This window comes from Streptomyces cinereoruber (assembly GCF_009299385.1).
In the GTDB taxonomy this organism is placed as follows: domain Bacteria; phylum Actinomycetota; class Actinomycetes; order Streptomycetales; family Streptomycetaceae; genus Streptomyces; species Streptomyces bikiniensis.
This window is the reverse complement of the sequence record NZ_CP023693.1, coordinates 3,371,107-3,386,493: the sequence shown is the minus strand read 5'-3', so window position 1 is coordinate 3,386,493 and position 15,387 is coordinate 3,371,107. Positions and strand designations below refer to the sequence as shown.

Here is a 15,387-nt window from a genome sequence, read left to right as displayed (position 1 = left end):
AGCGAACCGCCGACCGGGGGAGGGCACGTCGTGGCCACGACAGCCGCAGCCGTGTGGGGCCGTGCCGAGCAGCAGGACTTCCGGGCCCGGGTGCGGGGCTGTCTGCTCGGCGGGGCGCTCGGCGACGCGTTGGGGGCGGGCGCCGACGGAACCTCCCTCGCGGAGCTGCGCGAGGCCCACGGACCTGACGGACTCACCGACCCCGTCCCCGCGTTCGGCCGCCGGGGCGCCGTCACCGCCGCCACCCAGATGACCCTCTTCACCGTCGACGGCCTGATCCGCGCCCAGGTCCGCCGCGACACCGGCGCCTGGCACCCGCCCACCGACGTCCACCGGGCCCATCTGCGCTGGGCCGCCACCCAGCGCGACTGGGGCCCCGACGAGCGCCGCAAGGACAACGGCTGGCTCGCCCGCGAGGAGTGGCTCTACACCCGCCGCAACCCGCCCCGCGCCTGCCTCACCGGCCTCGGCGACGAGCACCTGGGCACCCCCGACAAGCCCAAGAACCCGGAGGCCGGCGACTCAGGCGCCCTCGTCCGCTCGGCCCCCTTCGGCCTGCTCGTCGGCTGGGAGCCGGAGCTCGTCCACCGGCTCGCCGTGGAGTGCGCCGCCCAGACCCATGGCGCCCCGGCCGCCCTGCTCGCGGCCGGCGCCTTCGCCGTCACCGTCCACGGCCTGGCCCGCGGCGGCCCCGTGGAGGCGGCGGTGGCCGGGGCCCTGGAGCGGCTCGCGGACCACCCCGGCCACGAGCCGGTCACCGAGGCGCTCGGCCGCGCCCTCGGAGCCGTACGGGAGGGGGTGCCGGACGCGGAGCGGGTGGCGGCCCTCGGGGCGGCGGAGGACCGGGCCGAGGGGCAGCTGGCGGCGGCCGTCTACTGCGCCCTGGTCGGCGAGGACGTACGGCACGGGCTGCGGCTCGCCGTGAACCACGACGGGCCCTCGTCGGTGACCGGCGCGCTCACCGGGGCCCTGCTGGGCGCCCTGCACGGCGACACGGCCCTCCCGCCGGCCTGGCTGGCCGATCTGGAGGGCCGCGGGACGGTCCTGGAGCTGGCGGACGACTTCTCGATGGAGATGACCCAGGGCGCCGCCCTGCACACCCCGGCGGAGTCCGCGCCGGGCTGGCTGGCGCGCTACCCGAGGGGCTGAGCCGCGCGCGGAGGGCGTTCCGGAAAAGGACCGAGCCCCCTCGGCCAGGACGGCGGACCGGACGAGAGGGCTCTGTTCGTCGCGCGGGTGGCGGCTCGCGCGCACCCGGGGCCCTAGAGGGCCCCGTTGCTCACCTCGCCGACGAAGGCGTTCCAGGAACCCGGTCCGAACGAGAGGGACGGGCCCTCGGGGGCCTTCGAGTCCCGCACCGCGATCGCGGCCACGACGGGGGACTTCACTTCGACGCAGGCCCCGTTCCCACCCGAGTAGGAGGACTTCGTCCAGGTGTCCGTACCACCCTGCATAATCGCCATGCTGCTCAGCTCCGGTTCTGCCAGTTTCTGCCAGTGGGGTGTGTCGCGCCAACGTTCTTGACGACGTGATCGACGCTACTCGCCGGTCCCGGGCGACGGGACCGGCGTTCACACGTCCGAGTGGCATATTCCAACTGGGCTTCCGTGGGAGCGATGACCGGGTGTACCGTGCCTGCCCCTCGGTCCGGGTCTCAGCCCTGGGCGTGCTTCTTGGCCATCTTGGAGATGAACTCCCTGGTCTGGTCGACGTTCAGCGCCTGCGCCCGCAGGTGCTCGTACATGACGCTGTACTTGCCGACGTCCTGGGCCTTCTCCAGGTACAGGTCGCTCGTGACGCCCTCGATGTAGACGACGCTGGAGTCCGAGGCGTCCGGGAACTCCAGGATCGAGTACTGGCCGCTGATCCCCGGGTGCGCGCCCATGTCGAACGGCATCACCTGCACGGTGACGTGCGGCAGCTGCGACTGTTCGAGCAGGTGCTCCAGCTGCTGCACCATCAACTGCCGGCTGCCGACGATCCGGTGCAGCGCGCCCTCGTCGATGACGGCCCAGAGGCGCAGCGGGCGCTCCTCGTCCCGGATCCGCTCCTGGCGGCGGGTGCGGACCTGGACCCGCTTCTCGATGTCCGCGGGCGTCGACTCCGGCAGCGCGCCGGCGATCACGGCCTCGGCGTACTCGTGGGTCTGGAGCAGTCCGGGGATGATCTGCGGCTCGTACATCCGCAGGCTCTCCGCGTCCGTCTCCAGACCGATGTAGACGCTGTACGGGATGTCGCCGAAGGCGTGCCACCAGCCCTGCTGGCGCGAGTCCTTGGCCATCTGCATGAGGGAGTCGACCATGCGCTCGTCCTCGACCTCGTACACGCCGCACAGGTCGCGGACGTCGCGCTGGCTGATGGAACGGCGGCCGTTCTCCAGACGGCTGATCTTGGACTGGGAGACGAGGAGGCGCTCGGCGACCTGCTCGGCCGTCATGTTCTTCGCCTCCCGGAGCTTGCGCAGCTCCTGGCCCAATCGGCGTCGCCTGACGGTGGGGTTGACGTTGGACGCCACGGAAACTGCACCTCCGGCTGTCTGCTGCGTAGCTGTGAGTGTCTACCGCTTGGCAGACTGCCACCAAAGGCCGTGTGTGCGCTGGGAAACGGGGACAACGCACATGTGCGGGGCGGTCGTCCAGACCGCCCCGCACTGTTGTGCGGCTCCCGGGATGGTTCGTGCGGCGCCTTGTCGCCGCGGTGCCGTGGTGCTCAGTGCGCCGCCGCGCGGGCCATTCCGCCGTGTGGCTGCGCCGGAACGCCCGGGGCGCTTCGGCGCGGTTGCGCCCCCGCGCCGTTCTGGACGTCCATCACGGCGTGCGCCACGAGTCCGCCCATCGGGTCGTGCCGGATCAGGTCGCGCAGCCGGGACCGCGACGACCGTCCTTCGTTGCCGGGGTAGAGGTGCTTGCCGAGACCGACCGCATGGGCCAGCGCGGCGAGCGCCGCGGTCCGCGGGTCCGGCGGTACGCCGGTGCGGATCGCACTGTCCAGCCGGGCACGGATCTCCCGACTGATCGCCGTGTCCGTCGCCTGGTAGCGAGTCGTCGGCAACACCCCGCACATCTGGCCCTCCACGGCATGCACCATGCCGCATCGCTCCAGATGCGAGAGATACGTCTGACGGAGCCCCAGTCGGGGCCCGCCTATCCAGTGGACGGCCCGGACCGGGCTGCCGCGCCTGCGCAGCAGTTCCAGTGCGGAGTCCAGTGTCGGATCTCCGGTCGGCCGTGGCATCACCACGGCGATACGATCCCCGTCAGGGGCTATCCGGCCTGCCAGCGCCAGCTCCACTAGCTGTGCTCCGGCCAGGCCGAGGTCGAGCGACTGCGGCTGCGCTGTGGTACCCGTGGTCGGGTCCAGAGCGAGCAGCAGAAGCTCCTCCGGAATAGTTCTGCGGCTCCTGCCCATCCATGCCTCCCCGCGTGGATGAATGACAGGGTGACCCCTCTCACATTCATCTGTCGAGAGCGCCCGGGTGGTTCATCCGGGAACCGGTAGGTATGTCGTTCTCGTCTAGCACGGGGGCCAAGGGGTTCACACAGGACACTGGTAGACGGTTCGGACGTACGTATGACGCATGGAGGAGGCACGGTGGCGGGCGAGTCCCCCGACAGGGCGGAGCAGCAGGGGTCGTCGGAGACGACGGCGGCCTCGGGCGGCGGCGGCCGGGATCCGCGGCTTTCCGTACTCCGGGAGTCAGCGCCTTCGGAGCCGTCGGAGCCCTTGGGGGACTCGGAGGGCGGGGACTCGCCGGTACGGGTCGACCAGCCGACCGCCGTGTTCAAGAACCTGACCCCGCGTACGCCCGAGGGCGACGCCCCGAAGGGGGCCGCCGGGGCGGAACCGGACGAGGAGGCGGGGGCGGAGTCGGCGCCCGAGCCGGAGTCCGCGCACGAGACGGAGTCCGCGCACGAGTCCGCGTCTGCGCCCGAGCCCGGGAGCGAGCGGCTCAAGGCGGCCGTGGCGGCGTGGGTCGCCACGGCGGCGGAGGAGCCCGGGAAGGCCGAGGGGGAGCCTGCGGCGCCCGAGGAGGCCGCGGACGGTCCCGGGGAGGACGACGAGCCGGCCGGGGAGCCGGAGGACGCCGCCACGGCCGGGGAAGAGCCGGGCCGCGAGTCCGGCGAGGACGGCGAGGGCGGGGCGGCGGCCGAGAAGCCGGCCGAGGAGCCTGCCGCGCCGGTGAAGGCCGAGACGTCCGCCGACGAGACCGACGAGACGGACGAGACGGACGAGACCGAGGGCGAGGCGCCCGCCGACTCCTGGTTCGCCGCCCGGAAGGCGCCCGCCGGGGCGAAGGCCGAGTCCGAGAAGGCCCCGGCGCCCGCCGAGGGCTCCAAGGGCTCTGAGGGCTCTGAGGGCTCCGGAGACGCCAAGGCTCCCGAGGCCGGCCTCGACGCCTCCGGCGGTCCCTCCGAGGGCGCTTCCGGCGACGCGTCCGACGACGCCTCCGCCGACGAGAAGCCGGTCGACCAGCCGACCGCCATGTTCAAGATGATCCGGCCGCCGGTGGACCAGCCGACGACCGCCCTGAAGCTCCCGGCCGGTCCGGCGGGCGCGGGCGTCGGCACCGACTCCGTATCCGACTCCGACAGCGAGCGCACCAGCACCTTCCTGCCGCTGCGGCCCGACATCCCGGCCGAGCGGAAGGCGCCGGAGGCCGAGTCCGTCGAGCCCGCCCCCGCGCCCGCGTCCGCCTCCGTGCCGCCGGCGCTCGCCGAGCCGGAGCGGACCCGGCAGCAGCCGCTGCCGCCGCTCCCCCCGCTCGACCTGCTCGCGGAGCTGACGAACACCCCGCCCCCGCCGCCGAGCCCGCTGCGGACGACCCTGCGCCGGATCCGGATCTGGACCCCGCTGGTCCTGCTCCTCATGATCGTCTTCGTGATCGCGCAGATGGTCCGCCCGCTGCCCGCGCCCGCCCTGAAGCTCTCCGCCGCGCCGACCTTCACCTTCGAGGGCGGCGAGCTGAAGATGCCGTGGCCCGGTGAGGGGCAGGGCGCCGTCGAGGTCGAGGGCGTCGGCTCCATGGGCACGTACGGGCCCCAGAAGCCGGCCCCGATCGCGTCCGTCACCAAGACGATGACGGCGTACGTGATCCTCCGCGACCACCCCCTCAAGGGGAAGGAGAAGGGCCCCGAGATCGAGATCGACAAGAAGGCCGCCGAGCAGGGCAAGGCGGAGCACGAGTCGACCGCGGCGGTCCAGGAGGGCCAGACCTACTCGGAGAAGGAGCTGCTCCAGCTCCTGATGATCCCCTCCGCCAACAACGTGGCCCGGCTGCTCGCCCGCTGGGACGCCGGCTCCGAGGCCGCGTTCGTCGAGAAGATGAACGCCGCCGCCAAGGACCTGGGCATGACCCAGTCCACGTACACGGACCCGTCCGGCCTGCTCGACAGCACGGTCTCGACGCCGCAGGACCAGCTGAAGCTGGCGAAGGCGGTCATGCAGTACGACGTGTTCCGCGAGATCGTGAACACGCCGAACGTGACCATCGACGGCATCCCCGGGCGGATCGAGAACAACAACAGCATCCTGCTCAAGCCGGGTGTGGGCGGCATCAAGACCGGCTCCTCCACCCCGGCCGGCGGCAACCTCCTCTGGTCGGCGAACACCATCGTCGACGGTCAGAACCGCCGGATCCTCGGCATCGTGATGGGGGCCAAGAACGCCAAGTACCTGGGCGACAAGCTCCAGCTCTCCATCGACTACAGCTACGAGCTGATCAAGCAGGCGCAGGAGGACGTCGCCTCGGCCCCCGTGGTCCGCAAGGGTCAGGTCCTCGGCTACGTGGACGACGGCCTCGGCGGGAAGACCCCCGTGGTCGCCACCAAGGAGCTCAAGGCGGTCGGCTGGCCGGGCCTGAAGGTCGAGCTGGAGCTCACCGACGGCGGCAAGGCCGTCCCGCACAGCGGCAAGGCGGGCGACGTCGTCGGCCAGGTGTCGATCGGCACGGGCGCCGGGAAGGTCAGCTCCCCGGTCGCCCTCCAGACCGACCTGGCGGAGCCGGGCTTCGACAAGAAGCTGACCCGCGTGGGCTGAGCGGCGCGGCCGGAGGGCCACCCGCTCGGATGGGCGCCCCGGTTCTCCGGGGCGTCCTGCTGTTAGCGTTTCCGGGGGACGAGAAGCACGCGCGGGCCTCCGCGCGGGGTGAGACGGGACGTACGGGAGAGGGCCGCAGTGACCACCGCCGAGCCGACACGCGCCGACCGCGCGGACTCCTCCCCGCCCGACCCGCACCCCGACCCGCTCTCCGGCTCCTCCGCCCCCTCCGGGGCGCCCACCGGGTCCTCACCGTCCACCGGGTCCTCACCGTCCTCCGGGGCCGGCGGGTACTCGGCGTCCACCGGGGCCACCGGGCCCTCCGTGTCCACCGCGGGCGCGGAGCCCGTTCCCGCCGCCGCGCCCAGCACCCCTTCGCTCTCGCGAATACCGCTACCGGCACAGCGGCCCGCCCCGGAAGCGACCGCTCCGGTGCGGCGGCGGAAGCGCCGTCACACCGTCATGGTGGCCACGGGGCTCGCCGCCCTGACCCACGTCCTCTGGTTCTTCCTCTTCGCGAACAGCGGCGGGGACCTGGCCGCGCAGGACGCGTGGGCCGAGTTCGTCGGACGGCACCCGGACTCCGCGTACAACCTCGCCTGGTACGGCGGGATGCACCCGGTCTCGTACAGCGTCGTCTCGCCCTACCTGATGTCGCTGCTCGGCGTCCGCACCACGATGATGATCGCCGGGACCCTGTCGGCCGCGCTGACCGCGCTGATCCTGGTGCGGGTGCGGGCGGTCCGCAATCCGATGGCCTGCGCGGTCGCGGGCGTCTTCGCCTTCCTCTGCAACGCCCTGTCGGGCCGGGTGACCTTCGGCCTCGGCATGATGTTCGCGCTCGGCGCGGTCGCCGCCGTCTTCTGCTGGCCGCACCGCTGGCGCCGCAAGCGCTGGGCGAAGGCCGTGGTCGCCGCCCCGCTCGCCGGGCTCGCGACCGCGTGCAGCCCGGTCGCCGGGCTCTTCCTCGGGGTGGCGGCGGCGGCGCTCTTCCTCAACAAGCGGCGCCCCGGCGCGTACGCCCTCGGCCTCGCGCCCGTGGCCGTGGTCGCCCTCTCCTCCTGGCTCTTCCCCTTCTCGGGCACGCAGCCGATGGCCTTCGGCTCGGCCGCGCTGCCGATGGTCTTCGGGGTCCTGGTCTTCTTCCTGGTGCCGAAGGACTGGCGGACGGTCCGCACCGCCGCCGCCGTGTACACGGTGGGCACCTTCCTGACCTGGGCGATCGACTCCCAGATCGGCTCGAACATCTCGCGGCTCCCGATGCTCTTCGCCGGGGTCGTGCTGCTCGCCGCCCTGCCGTACACCGCGCCGCGCTCGCGCCGCTGGTACGCGCTGCTGCTCGCCTTCGCGGGTCTGAACCTCTGGATCGGCTTCAAGAGCGTCGACGACGTCATCCGCACCGCCCCGGACGCCTCCTGGGCGCGCGAGCTGGCGCCTCTGGTCAACCAGCTCCAGGTGCGGGGCGCGGGCAAGGCGCGGGTCGAGGTCGTGCCGGCCTCCAGCCACCGCGAGTCCTCCGCGCTCAGCCCGTACATCAACCTGGCGCGGGGCTGGAACCGGCAGGCCGACATGGAGCGCAACCCGCTCTTCTACGACGACACCCTCAACGCCGTGAACTACCAGGACTGGCTCGACCGCTGGGCCGTCCACTTCGTGGTCCTGCCGACCGGCGCCCCCGACTCCGGCGCCGAGCGGGAGGCGGAGCTGGTCGACAAGGGCCTGCCCTACCTGGAGCAGGTCTGGTCGGACGAGAACTGGCGCCTGTACGAGGTCGCGGACCCGACCCCGCTGGCGGAGCCGCCCGCCCGGGTCGAGAGCGTGGCGGCGAACGAGGTCGTCATCCGGGTCGACAGCCCCGGCCGGGTCCTCATCCGGGTGCCGTACTCGCCGTGGCTCGCCCTCATGGACGAGAACGGCGACAAGATCGCGCCGCCGCAGGAGACCGAGGAGTCGAAGGCGGCCCGCGAGGAGTCGGAGACCGAGCTGCCCAAGGTCTTCGCCAACGAGGAGGGCTGCCTGTTCCGGACGGAGGCGGACGCGCAGGGCGACGAGTGGACGGAGCTGGTCGCGCCGAAGGCGGGCACCTACAGGCTCGGCTCCCCGTACAAGCTCTCCCGGGGCACGGCCTGCCCGGAGGAACTGCGCTGAGCCGCCGCCCATAGGGGCCGGGCGCCTCCACCCGAGTCGCGAAAACGGACATCCCGGACAAGGATGTCGGTGCGTGGACCGCGGCGCCCCGCACGGCGCCTTCTGGAGGTGGACAGGGATGTCCGAGCTCATCGTCATCGGCTACGACGACCCCGCCGAGGCCGAACGGGCCCTCGGTACGGTGCAGGACCTGCAACGGGACCACGTCGTGCGCCTGAACGGGCTCGCGACGGTCTCGGTCGACGCCGACGGGCGCACCCACGTCGACACCTCCAGCCGCGTCGTCGCCTCCACCGCCGCCACGGGCGCCCTGTGGGGAGCGATCTTCGGCATCCTGTTCCTGCTGCCCGGCGTCGGCCTCGTGACGGGCGCGGCCCTGGGCGGCCTGGTCGGCAGGCTCGCCAGGTCGGGCGTCGACGACCGTTTCCGCGAGCAGGTCGGCGACCTGCTGAAGCCGGGCTCGGCGGCGGTCGTGATCATGGCGTCGAAGATCACGGACGACAAGTTCACTGCGGCGATGCAGCCGCACGGCGGCACGGTCCTGAAGACCTCGCTCAGCGACGAGGACGAACGGGAACTGTCGGAACAGCTCACGGGCCGACCGGACGGCCCGGGCCCCGTCCACGTCTCCGACACGGCCCCCTAGGGCGTGTCCGGCCACCGCGACCTCGCGAGTCGGGGCCCGGGCCCCGCCCCGTACCTCCGAGGACCTCAGACCCTCAGGCCCTGAGGTCTGTCCCTCCCCCACCCGAAAGGCCTCCCATGCACCCCGCGCTCAGCGCCGACGCGCTCGCCAAGCTGCGCCAGCCCCGCCCGTACCCCGCCGTGTCGCTCGTGATGCCGACGCACCGCCGCGAACCGGACAGCTCGCAGGACCCCGTACGGCTGCGCAACCTCCTCGCGCGGGCCGAGAAGGCTCTGGACGAGGACCCGGGCGTGACGCGGGAGCGGCGCGCGGACGTGCTCGACCAGCTGGAGCGGGCCGCCGCCGAGATCGACCTCGTGCACGCGGAGGACGGCCTGGTGGTCTTCGCGGCGCCCGGCGAGCACCAGGTGTGGACGGTGGCCCGGGAGGTGCCGGAGCGGGTGGTCCTCGCGGACACCTTCCTCACCCGCAACCTGGTGGCCGCGCAGGCCGCCGAACGCCCGTACTGGGCGCTGACCGTGGCCGCCGACCGGGTCGCGCTGTGGAGCGGCGGCCCGGAGCGGACCGTCGAGCACACGGGGGACGGCTTCCCGTTCGAGCGGAGCCTGGAGCCCCAGGACGTGGAGCGCGAGGAGCGCGTCGGGGACGTGCCGAGCACCTTCCAGGACGAGGACACGCGCGCCTTCTTCCGGGACGCGCACCAGGCGCTGCGGACCGTCCTCGCCTCCGAGCCGCGCCCGCTGTACGTGATCGGCGAGGCGCCCGCCGTCTCCCTCCTGGAGGAGACCGGGGCCCTGCCGCAGGGGACGACCCCGGTCCGGCAGGGCGGCCTGGGGCACGGGCCGGCGGAGGCCGTGCGGAAGGCGGTGGAGCCGCTGACCGACGCCCACGAGGCGGCCCTGACGACCACCGTCCTGGCCGAGCTGGACGCGGCCCGGGGCCGGCGGGAGTACGCCGGCGGCCTGGACGAGGTGTGGCGGGCGGCGAAGGAGGGCCGGATCCACCTGCTCGCCGTCGAGGAGCACCACCGGGCGGTCGTACGGGACCACGGCGACCACCTGGAACCGGCGGAGGCCTCCGACCTCGACGCCCGCGACGACATCGTGGACGAGATCGTCGAACAGGCCCTGGAGACCGGGGCCGAGGTGCGGTTCGTACGGGACGACTCCCTGGCCGACGCCGCCCGCATCGCCGCCGTACTGCGCTACTGACCCCGGGAGACCCCATGAGCACCACACCGTCCCGCACCGCCGGGAAGCGGCTCCGCAACCGGGCGGCGGGCGCGGCCGTCGCCGTCGTCGTCACCGCGCTGGGCGCGGCCGGCCTCGTGTCCTGCGACTCGGGCGGGGACGAGGGCGGCGCCCCGGCGTTCAGCGACGCCCCCACGGCCCCCGGCACGGCCTCGTTCTCGGGCGGGGCCCCGTCCGCCCTCGCCTCGGCGGCGGAGTCGGCGGCCTCCGCCGCGCGCGAGTCGGCGTCGTCCGCGGCGGCCTCGGCGTCCGCGCGGGAGTCCGAGCGGGCGGCGTCGATCGGGGCGGAGACCGAGCGCTCCCGCAAGCAGGCCGAGGAGGCGCTGAAGGGCGTGCAGGGCCGGGGGAACGCCCTGGACGAGGTCGCGATGACGGGCAAGCCGAGGGCCGACACGAACAACCTGCTCACCGTGGTCGTCACCATCACCAACAAGACGGACGAGGAGGCGTCGTACGCGGCCCAGGTCGACTTCCTCGACCCGTCGGGGAAGGTGGTCGAGACGCAGTTCGTCGGCGCCGAGGACCTGGCGCCGGGCGCGCGGAAACAGCCCCTGGTCATCAGCAGGCAGCCGGCCGAGCCGGTCCTGACGCCGAGGCTCACCAAGGCGCAGAGGTACTGAGCCGCCACCGCCCCCCGTACGGAGGAGACCCGCATGTCCGAACTCGTCGTCATCGGCTACGACGACCACGCCGTGGCCCGCAAGGCGTTCAAGGCGGTCCAGCGGCTCCGCGACGACCACGTGGTCGAGCTGAAGGGCCTCGCCGTCGTCCGGGTCGACGAGGACGGCGAGACCCATGTGGACACCCCGGCGAGGACGGAGGAGATCGCCCTGTCGGCCACGGCCGGGGCGCTCTGGGGCCTGGTCCTCGGCATGGTCGTCCTGACCCCCGGCATCGGCCTGGTGGGCGCGGCCCTCGGCGGCCTCGTCGGCAAGCTGAACCAGATGGGCGTCGACCGCGGCTTCCGCCAGAAGGTCAGCGACCTCCTGGCCCCCGGCGCGGCCGCCGTCGTGATCATGGCCTCCAGGATCACCGAGGACCGCTTCGCCGCCGCCATGGAACCCTTCGGCGGCACCGTCCTCAAGACCTCCCTCCCGGAGGAGAGCGAACGGGAGCTGGCGGAGCAGTTGACGGGGGCGGGGACGGAGACGGCCTGAGGCCCGCCGCCCGCCCCGAGGAACGCGGAAGACCCCCGCCCACGAGGGACGGGGGTCTTCGATGCACGGGCCCGCCGCGCGGGCAGCGCCCCGGCGGGATTCGAACCAGCGACAGCCGCTTCAGGAGACCCTTCCGGGCAGGGCCGTGACCCTGGAAAACGTTCACTTGTGCGTGCCTGACCTGCGGAAACGTGCCCTCGCCCTTTCGCAGTACTTCCCGGCCCAATGTGTGCTGCGGACGGTCGTCATGCCGGGGTCGTCGCGGGTGGTCCGGCCCGGCCGGACGCCCTTCGGTCTGCCGACGGGCCGGTCTCCGGCTGCGGCAGGTGGTGTGGCTCTCGAAGGGCTGAGCAAACGGTCCGGACGCCGTTAACCTGGGATCAGCAGAAGCGCGCGGCCCGATTCAGTGGAGGGGATGCCGATGACCACCGCCCCAAGCGAGGTTCCTCACCCACCGCACTCGACGGCGCACCCGCTGCGGACCATTCGTGACATCCGGGACTCCCTGCCCGATGACCAGCGCAGGCACTTCGACGCGGAACTCGCCGACACGGCGATCGAGGCTCTGCCCGAGATGTTGCACCGCTGGGTGGCGTTGAGCAACGACGGCTTCGAGGAGTTCCTGCTCTCCCGGCCCTTCGAGGGCATGGAGTTCGGAGCCCGCTCCTACGACGAGCAGCCGGACGCCGAGTGATCTACCTGCTCGACACGAACGTCGTCGCCGAACTCACGGCGCGGCCCAAGCCCGACCATCGTGTGCTGGCCTGGTTCCGGTCCACGCCCCGGCCCAACCGCTTCCTCGGCGTGATCACCGTGGCCGAGATCGAGGCAGGCGTGGACGCCACGGCGGATCCGGTGCGCAAGGCTCGCTACGGCCAGGCGCTCGCCGCCGTGCGGCACGAGTACGCCGGACGCATCGCACCGATCGGTGAACCGGAAGCGGCCGCGTACCTGAGCATCCACAAGGCGCTGAAATCAGCCGGTGCCGGCATCGACCCACCGGACGCGCTGATCGCCGCCACGGCCTTGGCCAACGGCTGGACGGTGGCCACCCGCAATACCAAGCACCTCGCCCGGACCGGCGCCATGGTGATTAACCCTTGGGAACAGTTGGTCTGATCAGGCCGTGAGAGGCCGCCGACGTTGATGGCAGAGGCCGCCCGGGGAAGTCCCCGGGCGGCCTCTGCGGTAGTGCCCCCGGCAGGATTCGAACCTGCGACACCCGCTTTAGGAGAGCGGCTTTTATGTAGCCTCTGATCAGCTTCGACGCTCTCGGTAGAGATCGTTTAGGGGTCATTTCGGGGTCTGGCGCTATCGCACCTTCCGAAGGTCGACCCGACCCCACAACGTCCTCTTCTCCAGGGTACCCATCGCCCTCCAGAACACCTCCTCCAAGCCGTCGAGGCGCTCCTGCCGCATGTCGGGGGTCGGCCGCTGATAGTGCCGCTTGATCCCGGGGCGCCGGTGGCCGGCCGCCTCGAACGCCAGCGGCTCCTTCACGCCGATCTGCGCCTGGAGGGTGTCGTGGAGACCGCGCAGGGCCCGCATGTCCAGGCCGGGCAGGATCGGTTCCCAGGCCGCCCGGTACGACACGCCCTGGCGCTTCTCCCGCTCCTCGCGCCCGTCGCACGCCGGTCGCATCACCCGGGACCAGTTCCCCCGGCGCCAGGGCTTCCCGCTCGGCGTCGTGAAGACGTGCGGGTGCGGCCAGTCCGCCAGGTGGTAGCGGAGGAGCGTCGCGAGGAACGGCGGCACGTCGACATCACGGGTGGACCCGTCGTTCTTCGTCGGTTCGAGCTGGAGCCGGTACCCCAGCTTCTCGCCGTCCGGACCGCGCTCCTCGTACTCGGCGTACTCCTGCACGATACGGATGATCGGGCAGACGTACTCTCCGGCGCCCCAGGGCTGTCGACGGGTCAACAGGACGCTGTCCCGGTGCAGTCCGAGACCCTCGCCCCAGCGGAACCCGAGGAACCCGGTAGCAAGGACGTGGAGCCCGCGTCCGGGCCCGAGGCGCTCGGCCACCAGGATCACGTCCTCGGGCCGTACGGTTCCGTCCGTGCCGACCTTCGACGGCTTCGGGGCCGCCATGTCCGCCGAGGTGTCGCGCGTACGGCGCCGGCCGAAGAGCGGGTTCACGGTGAGGTACCCCGCGTCTACGGCTGCCGTCATGATCGTGGACATGAGGGAGACGCAGTGCCCGCGCGTGACGTCCTCGCAGCTCATCGTCATCTGCCAGGAGTCGACCTCGAACCACGTGATCGCTCCCATCGGCACGTGCTCCCAGCGGGGGAGGATGTGAGACTCCAGCCGCTCCCAGCGGGTGCCGTTCGTACGGCCGCGCTTCCGTCGTGTGGACATGAACGTCCGCGCGAAGGTGCCGAAGGTGGTGGACCGCTTCCGCGGGTCCACCCACATGCCGATGGAGATGAGCCGTTCTTGCTCGCGGCCCCAGTCCTCGGCTGCCTTCTTCGTGTCGAAGCCGGACTCACTGCCAACGCTGCCATCCGGCTCGAAGAACCTGGCTCTCCAGGTGAACTGCTTCGTCTTCCGCCCGTCGCGGACCTTGAAGACCTTCTCGGCGTGCGCCAAGGGGAACCCCCTGAACATGAAGGGGCCTGCCGCGTCGGTCGGCGATCCGGCGGCAGGCCCGAGACTGGATCCCGACCGCTACGGCCGGGCGCGTCGGTGGCTACTGCTCGGCTTGGACTGCGTCGAGCACTCGCCGGACGATGGCCTCGGGCACGTCGGTATGCACCCAGAGGATGGGCCGCTCTCCGGAACGGTCCAGGACCATCTTCACGCCGCGCGGGATCGAGTGAACCCGCTCCACTGTGATAGCGATCCGCACGCGGACCCCCCATGTGCCTGTTGGGTGACCCCCCGTAACAGGTGCCTCACATAGAACCACATTCAACAGAGTGTTGGCGAGGAATGGGGAGGTGTTCGGGTGCTTATACGTCAGGTCTACGCCTCGTCGGCGAGGCCTTTCAGCTTCCGCTGGGCACGGGCCCACTCCTGTAGAGCGTCCGCAAGCTCGGCGCGCTCCTCGGCGCTCCGAGGGCCGACGGCCCGGCCGACCACGACCACGTTCAGACCGCCGGGCAGCTCCAGGACCTCGGTGTCGACGAGGTCCCCCTCGGCGAGGGCCTGCTCGACACGGGCCGGCAGGTCTCGACTCCGGCCGACAGGTTCGCCGCTACGCACGTCGGCGAAGACCGGTTTCCCGCCAGCGAGAATGAGGCGCGGGGACTCGGGGGTCCAGCCGAAGACGCGCGCGACCCTGTCGAGAGAGGGCGGCCACGTGGTGAAGGGTGCGCCCGCCTCCAGACGCTGGAGGGTGGAAAACCCGATGTCAGCCGCCGCCGCGAGCTCCTTCTGAGTCATGCTGCGGGCCTTGCGGGCCGACTTGATCTCGGTGGCGAGAAGCCCCCAGTCCTCATGCATGGCCCCATGATGCCTCACGGTGAGGCAACACCGACAGATGCCCTTTGGCTATTGACCAGTAAAGACCGGTCCCCGCGCCCCAAAAGTGTTGCCTCGCGTGCGCCCTTGACTCCCTGAACCCACGCGAACACCTCCCGATGCCTCGCGAACACCTTGCCGCGAGGTATCGGGAGGGGTACTGTCCACCTCGTGAAGACGAACGGAGCCGCAATCCGGGCTCTCCGTGCGGCTCGCGGGTGGTCTGTCCGACACCTCGCGCACCTCGCGGAGATGCATCCCAGTCACCTGTCCCGCCTTGAGCGCGGGCTCAGGGGCGCCAGCGAGGACGCACTCACCGGGATCGCCAGGGCTCTGGACGTACCCCGCGATGCCATCACCAGGGAGTCACCGTGACCACCGCCACCATCGAGCCGTCCGCGCCCGACGCGGGCCTCGTCGCCGCCCTCCAGGCCGCGCTTACCGACCTCGTCGCCCAGATGAACCCGCCGCTGGACCCCGAGCTCCGCCTCTACACGCCGGCCGAGGCCGCCGTCCTCCTCGGGGTCACGGAGAACTGGGTCGCCGAGCGGATCAAAGCCCGCCGGATCCCGTTCACCAAGGTCGGCCGCTTCCCCCGGCTCGCCGCCCGGCACATCCGCGCGATCCAGGACGCGGGCGAGGTCGACCCCTTCACCCGCCGCACCCGCCGCGCCTCCTGAAACGA

At 72.2% G+C, this 15,387-nt stretch carries 16 protein-coding genes; 11 read left to right on the top strand and 5 right to left on the bottom strand.

The annotated features are described in order from the left end of the window. The first annotated feature begins 30 nt into the window (after positions 1-30). The gene (locus tag CP977_RS15010) at positions 31-1,149 is read left to right on the top strand and encodes an ADP-ribosylglycohydrolase family protein (RefSeq protein ID WP_152370286.1); all 1,119 of its coding nucleotides are present in this window, start codon (positions 31-33) and stop codon (positions 1,147-1,149) included. A gap of 113 nt (positions 1,150-1,262) precedes the next feature. Here CP977_RS15010 and CP977_RS15005 read toward each other — a convergent pair whose 3' ends face one another. The 3 genes from CP977_RS15005 to CP977_RS14995 form a co-directional block, all read right to left on the bottom strand. Next, positions 1,263-1,463, bottom strand: a complete 201-nt coding sequence (locus CP977_RS15005) for a DUF397 domain-containing protein (protein ID WP_062754608.1) — start codon at positions 1,461-1,463, stop codon at positions 1,263-1,265. A 191-nt stretch (positions 1,464-1,654) separates the two neighbouring features. Next, positions 1,655-2,515: a helix-turn-helix domain-containing protein gene (locus tag CP977_RS15000; RefSeq protein ID WP_053640749.1), complete on the bottom strand. Its 861-nt coding sequence runs from the start codon at positions 2,513-2,515 to the stop codon at positions 1,655-1,657. 194 nt (positions 2,516-2,709) lie between these two features. Beyond that, the gene (locus CP977_RS14995) at positions 2,710-3,408 is read right to left on the bottom strand and encodes a GOLPH3/VPS74 family protein (RefSeq protein WP_062754613.1); all 699 of its coding nucleotides are present in this window, start codon (positions 3,406-3,408) and stop codon (positions 2,710-2,712) included. A gap of 162 nt (positions 3,409-3,570) precedes the next feature. Here CP977_RS14995 and CP977_RS14990 point away from each other — a divergent pair, with 162 nt between their 5' ends. The 8 genes from CP977_RS14990 to CP977_RS14955 all read left to right on the top strand — a co-directional run bounded on the left by CP977_RS14990 (position 3,571) and on the right by CP977_RS14955 (position 12,356). Beyond that, the gene (locus CP977_RS14990) at positions 3,571-6,036 is read left to right on the top strand and encodes a D-alanyl-D-alanine carboxypeptidase family protein (protein WP_208420700.1); all 2,466 of its coding nucleotides are present in this window, start codon (positions 3,571-3,573) and stop codon (positions 6,034-6,036) included. Between the two features lie 138 nt (positions 6,037-6,174). Further along, positions 6,175-8,184: an MFS transporter gene (locus tag CP977_RS14985; RefSeq protein ID WP_079131158.1), complete on the top strand. Its 2,010-nt coding sequence runs from the start codon at positions 6,175-6,177 to the stop codon at positions 8,182-8,184. Positions 8,185-8,302: 118 nt separating this feature from the next. Further along, positions 8,303-8,830, top strand: coding sequence for a DUF1269 domain-containing protein (locus CP977_RS14980; protein ID WP_062754617.1), 528 nt, complete (start codon positions 8,303-8,305; stop codon positions 8,828-8,830). A 116-nt stretch (positions 8,831-8,946) separates the two neighbouring features. After that, positions 8,947-10,041, top strand: coding sequence for a baeRF3 domain-containing protein (locus CP977_RS14975; RefSeq protein ID WP_062754619.1), 1,095 nt, complete (start codon positions 8,947-8,949; stop codon positions 10,039-10,041). A 14-nt stretch (positions 10,042-10,055) separates the two neighbouring features. Next, the gene (locus CP977_RS14970) at positions 10,056-10,700 is read left to right on the top strand and encodes a hypothetical protein (protein WP_109187241.1); all 645 of its coding nucleotides are present in this window, start codon (positions 10,056-10,058) and stop codon (positions 10,698-10,700) included. Between the two features lie 33 nt (positions 10,701-10,733). Next, positions 10,734-11,237, top strand: coding sequence for a DUF1269 domain-containing protein (locus CP977_RS14965; RefSeq protein ID WP_062754623.1), 504 nt, complete (start codon positions 10,734-10,736; stop codon positions 11,235-11,237). 421 nt (positions 11,238-11,658) lie between these two features. Further along, the gene (locus CP977_RS14960; protein ID WP_062757033.1) at positions 11,659-11,931 is read left to right on the top strand and encodes a hypothetical protein; all 273 of its coding nucleotides are present in this window, start codon (positions 11,659-11,661) and stop codon (positions 11,929-11,931) included. Next, the gene (locus CP977_RS14955; protein WP_062754625.1) at positions 11,928-12,356 is read left to right on the top strand and encodes a type II toxin-antitoxin system VapC family toxin; all 429 of its coding nucleotides are present in this window, start codon (positions 11,928-11,930) and stop codon (positions 12,354-12,356) included. Before CP977_RS14960 ends, CP977_RS14955 begins: the two co-directional genes overlap by 4 nt. A gap of 192 nt (positions 12,357-12,548) precedes the next feature. Here the strand turns inward: CP977_RS14955 and CP977_RS14950 are convergent, their stop codons facing one another. Both CP977_RS14950 and CP977_RS14945 read right to left on the bottom strand, forming a co-directional pair. Then, on the bottom strand, positions 12,549-13,829 hold the full coding sequence (locus tag CP977_RS14950) for a site-specific integrase (protein ID WP_152370284.1): 1,281 nt from the start codon (positions 13,827-13,829) through the stop codon (positions 12,549-12,551). 375 nt (positions 13,830-14,204) lie between these two features. Then, entirely contained in the window at positions 14,205-14,684 is a 480-nt protein-coding gene (locus CP977_RS14945) for a helix-turn-helix transcriptional regulator (RefSeq protein WP_152370283.1), read from the bottom strand. A 189-nt stretch (positions 14,685-14,873) separates the two neighbouring features. On the opposite strand from CP977_RS14945, the gene CP977_RS35505 reads away from it, so the two are divergent. Both CP977_RS35505 and CP977_RS14935 read left to right on the top strand, forming a co-directional pair. Continuing rightward, complete coding sequence (locus CP977_RS35505; RefSeq protein WP_152370282.1) at positions 14,874-15,077, top strand: helix-turn-helix domain-containing protein; 204 nt, start codon at positions 14,874-14,876, stop codon at positions 15,075-15,077. Beyond that, complete coding sequence (locus CP977_RS14935) at positions 15,074-15,382, top strand: helix-turn-helix domain-containing protein (RefSeq protein WP_152370281.1); 309 nt, start codon at positions 15,074-15,076, stop codon at positions 15,380-15,382. Before CP977_RS35505 ends, CP977_RS14935 begins: the two co-directional genes overlap by 4 nt. Positions 15,383-15,387: the final 5 nt, after the last annotated feature.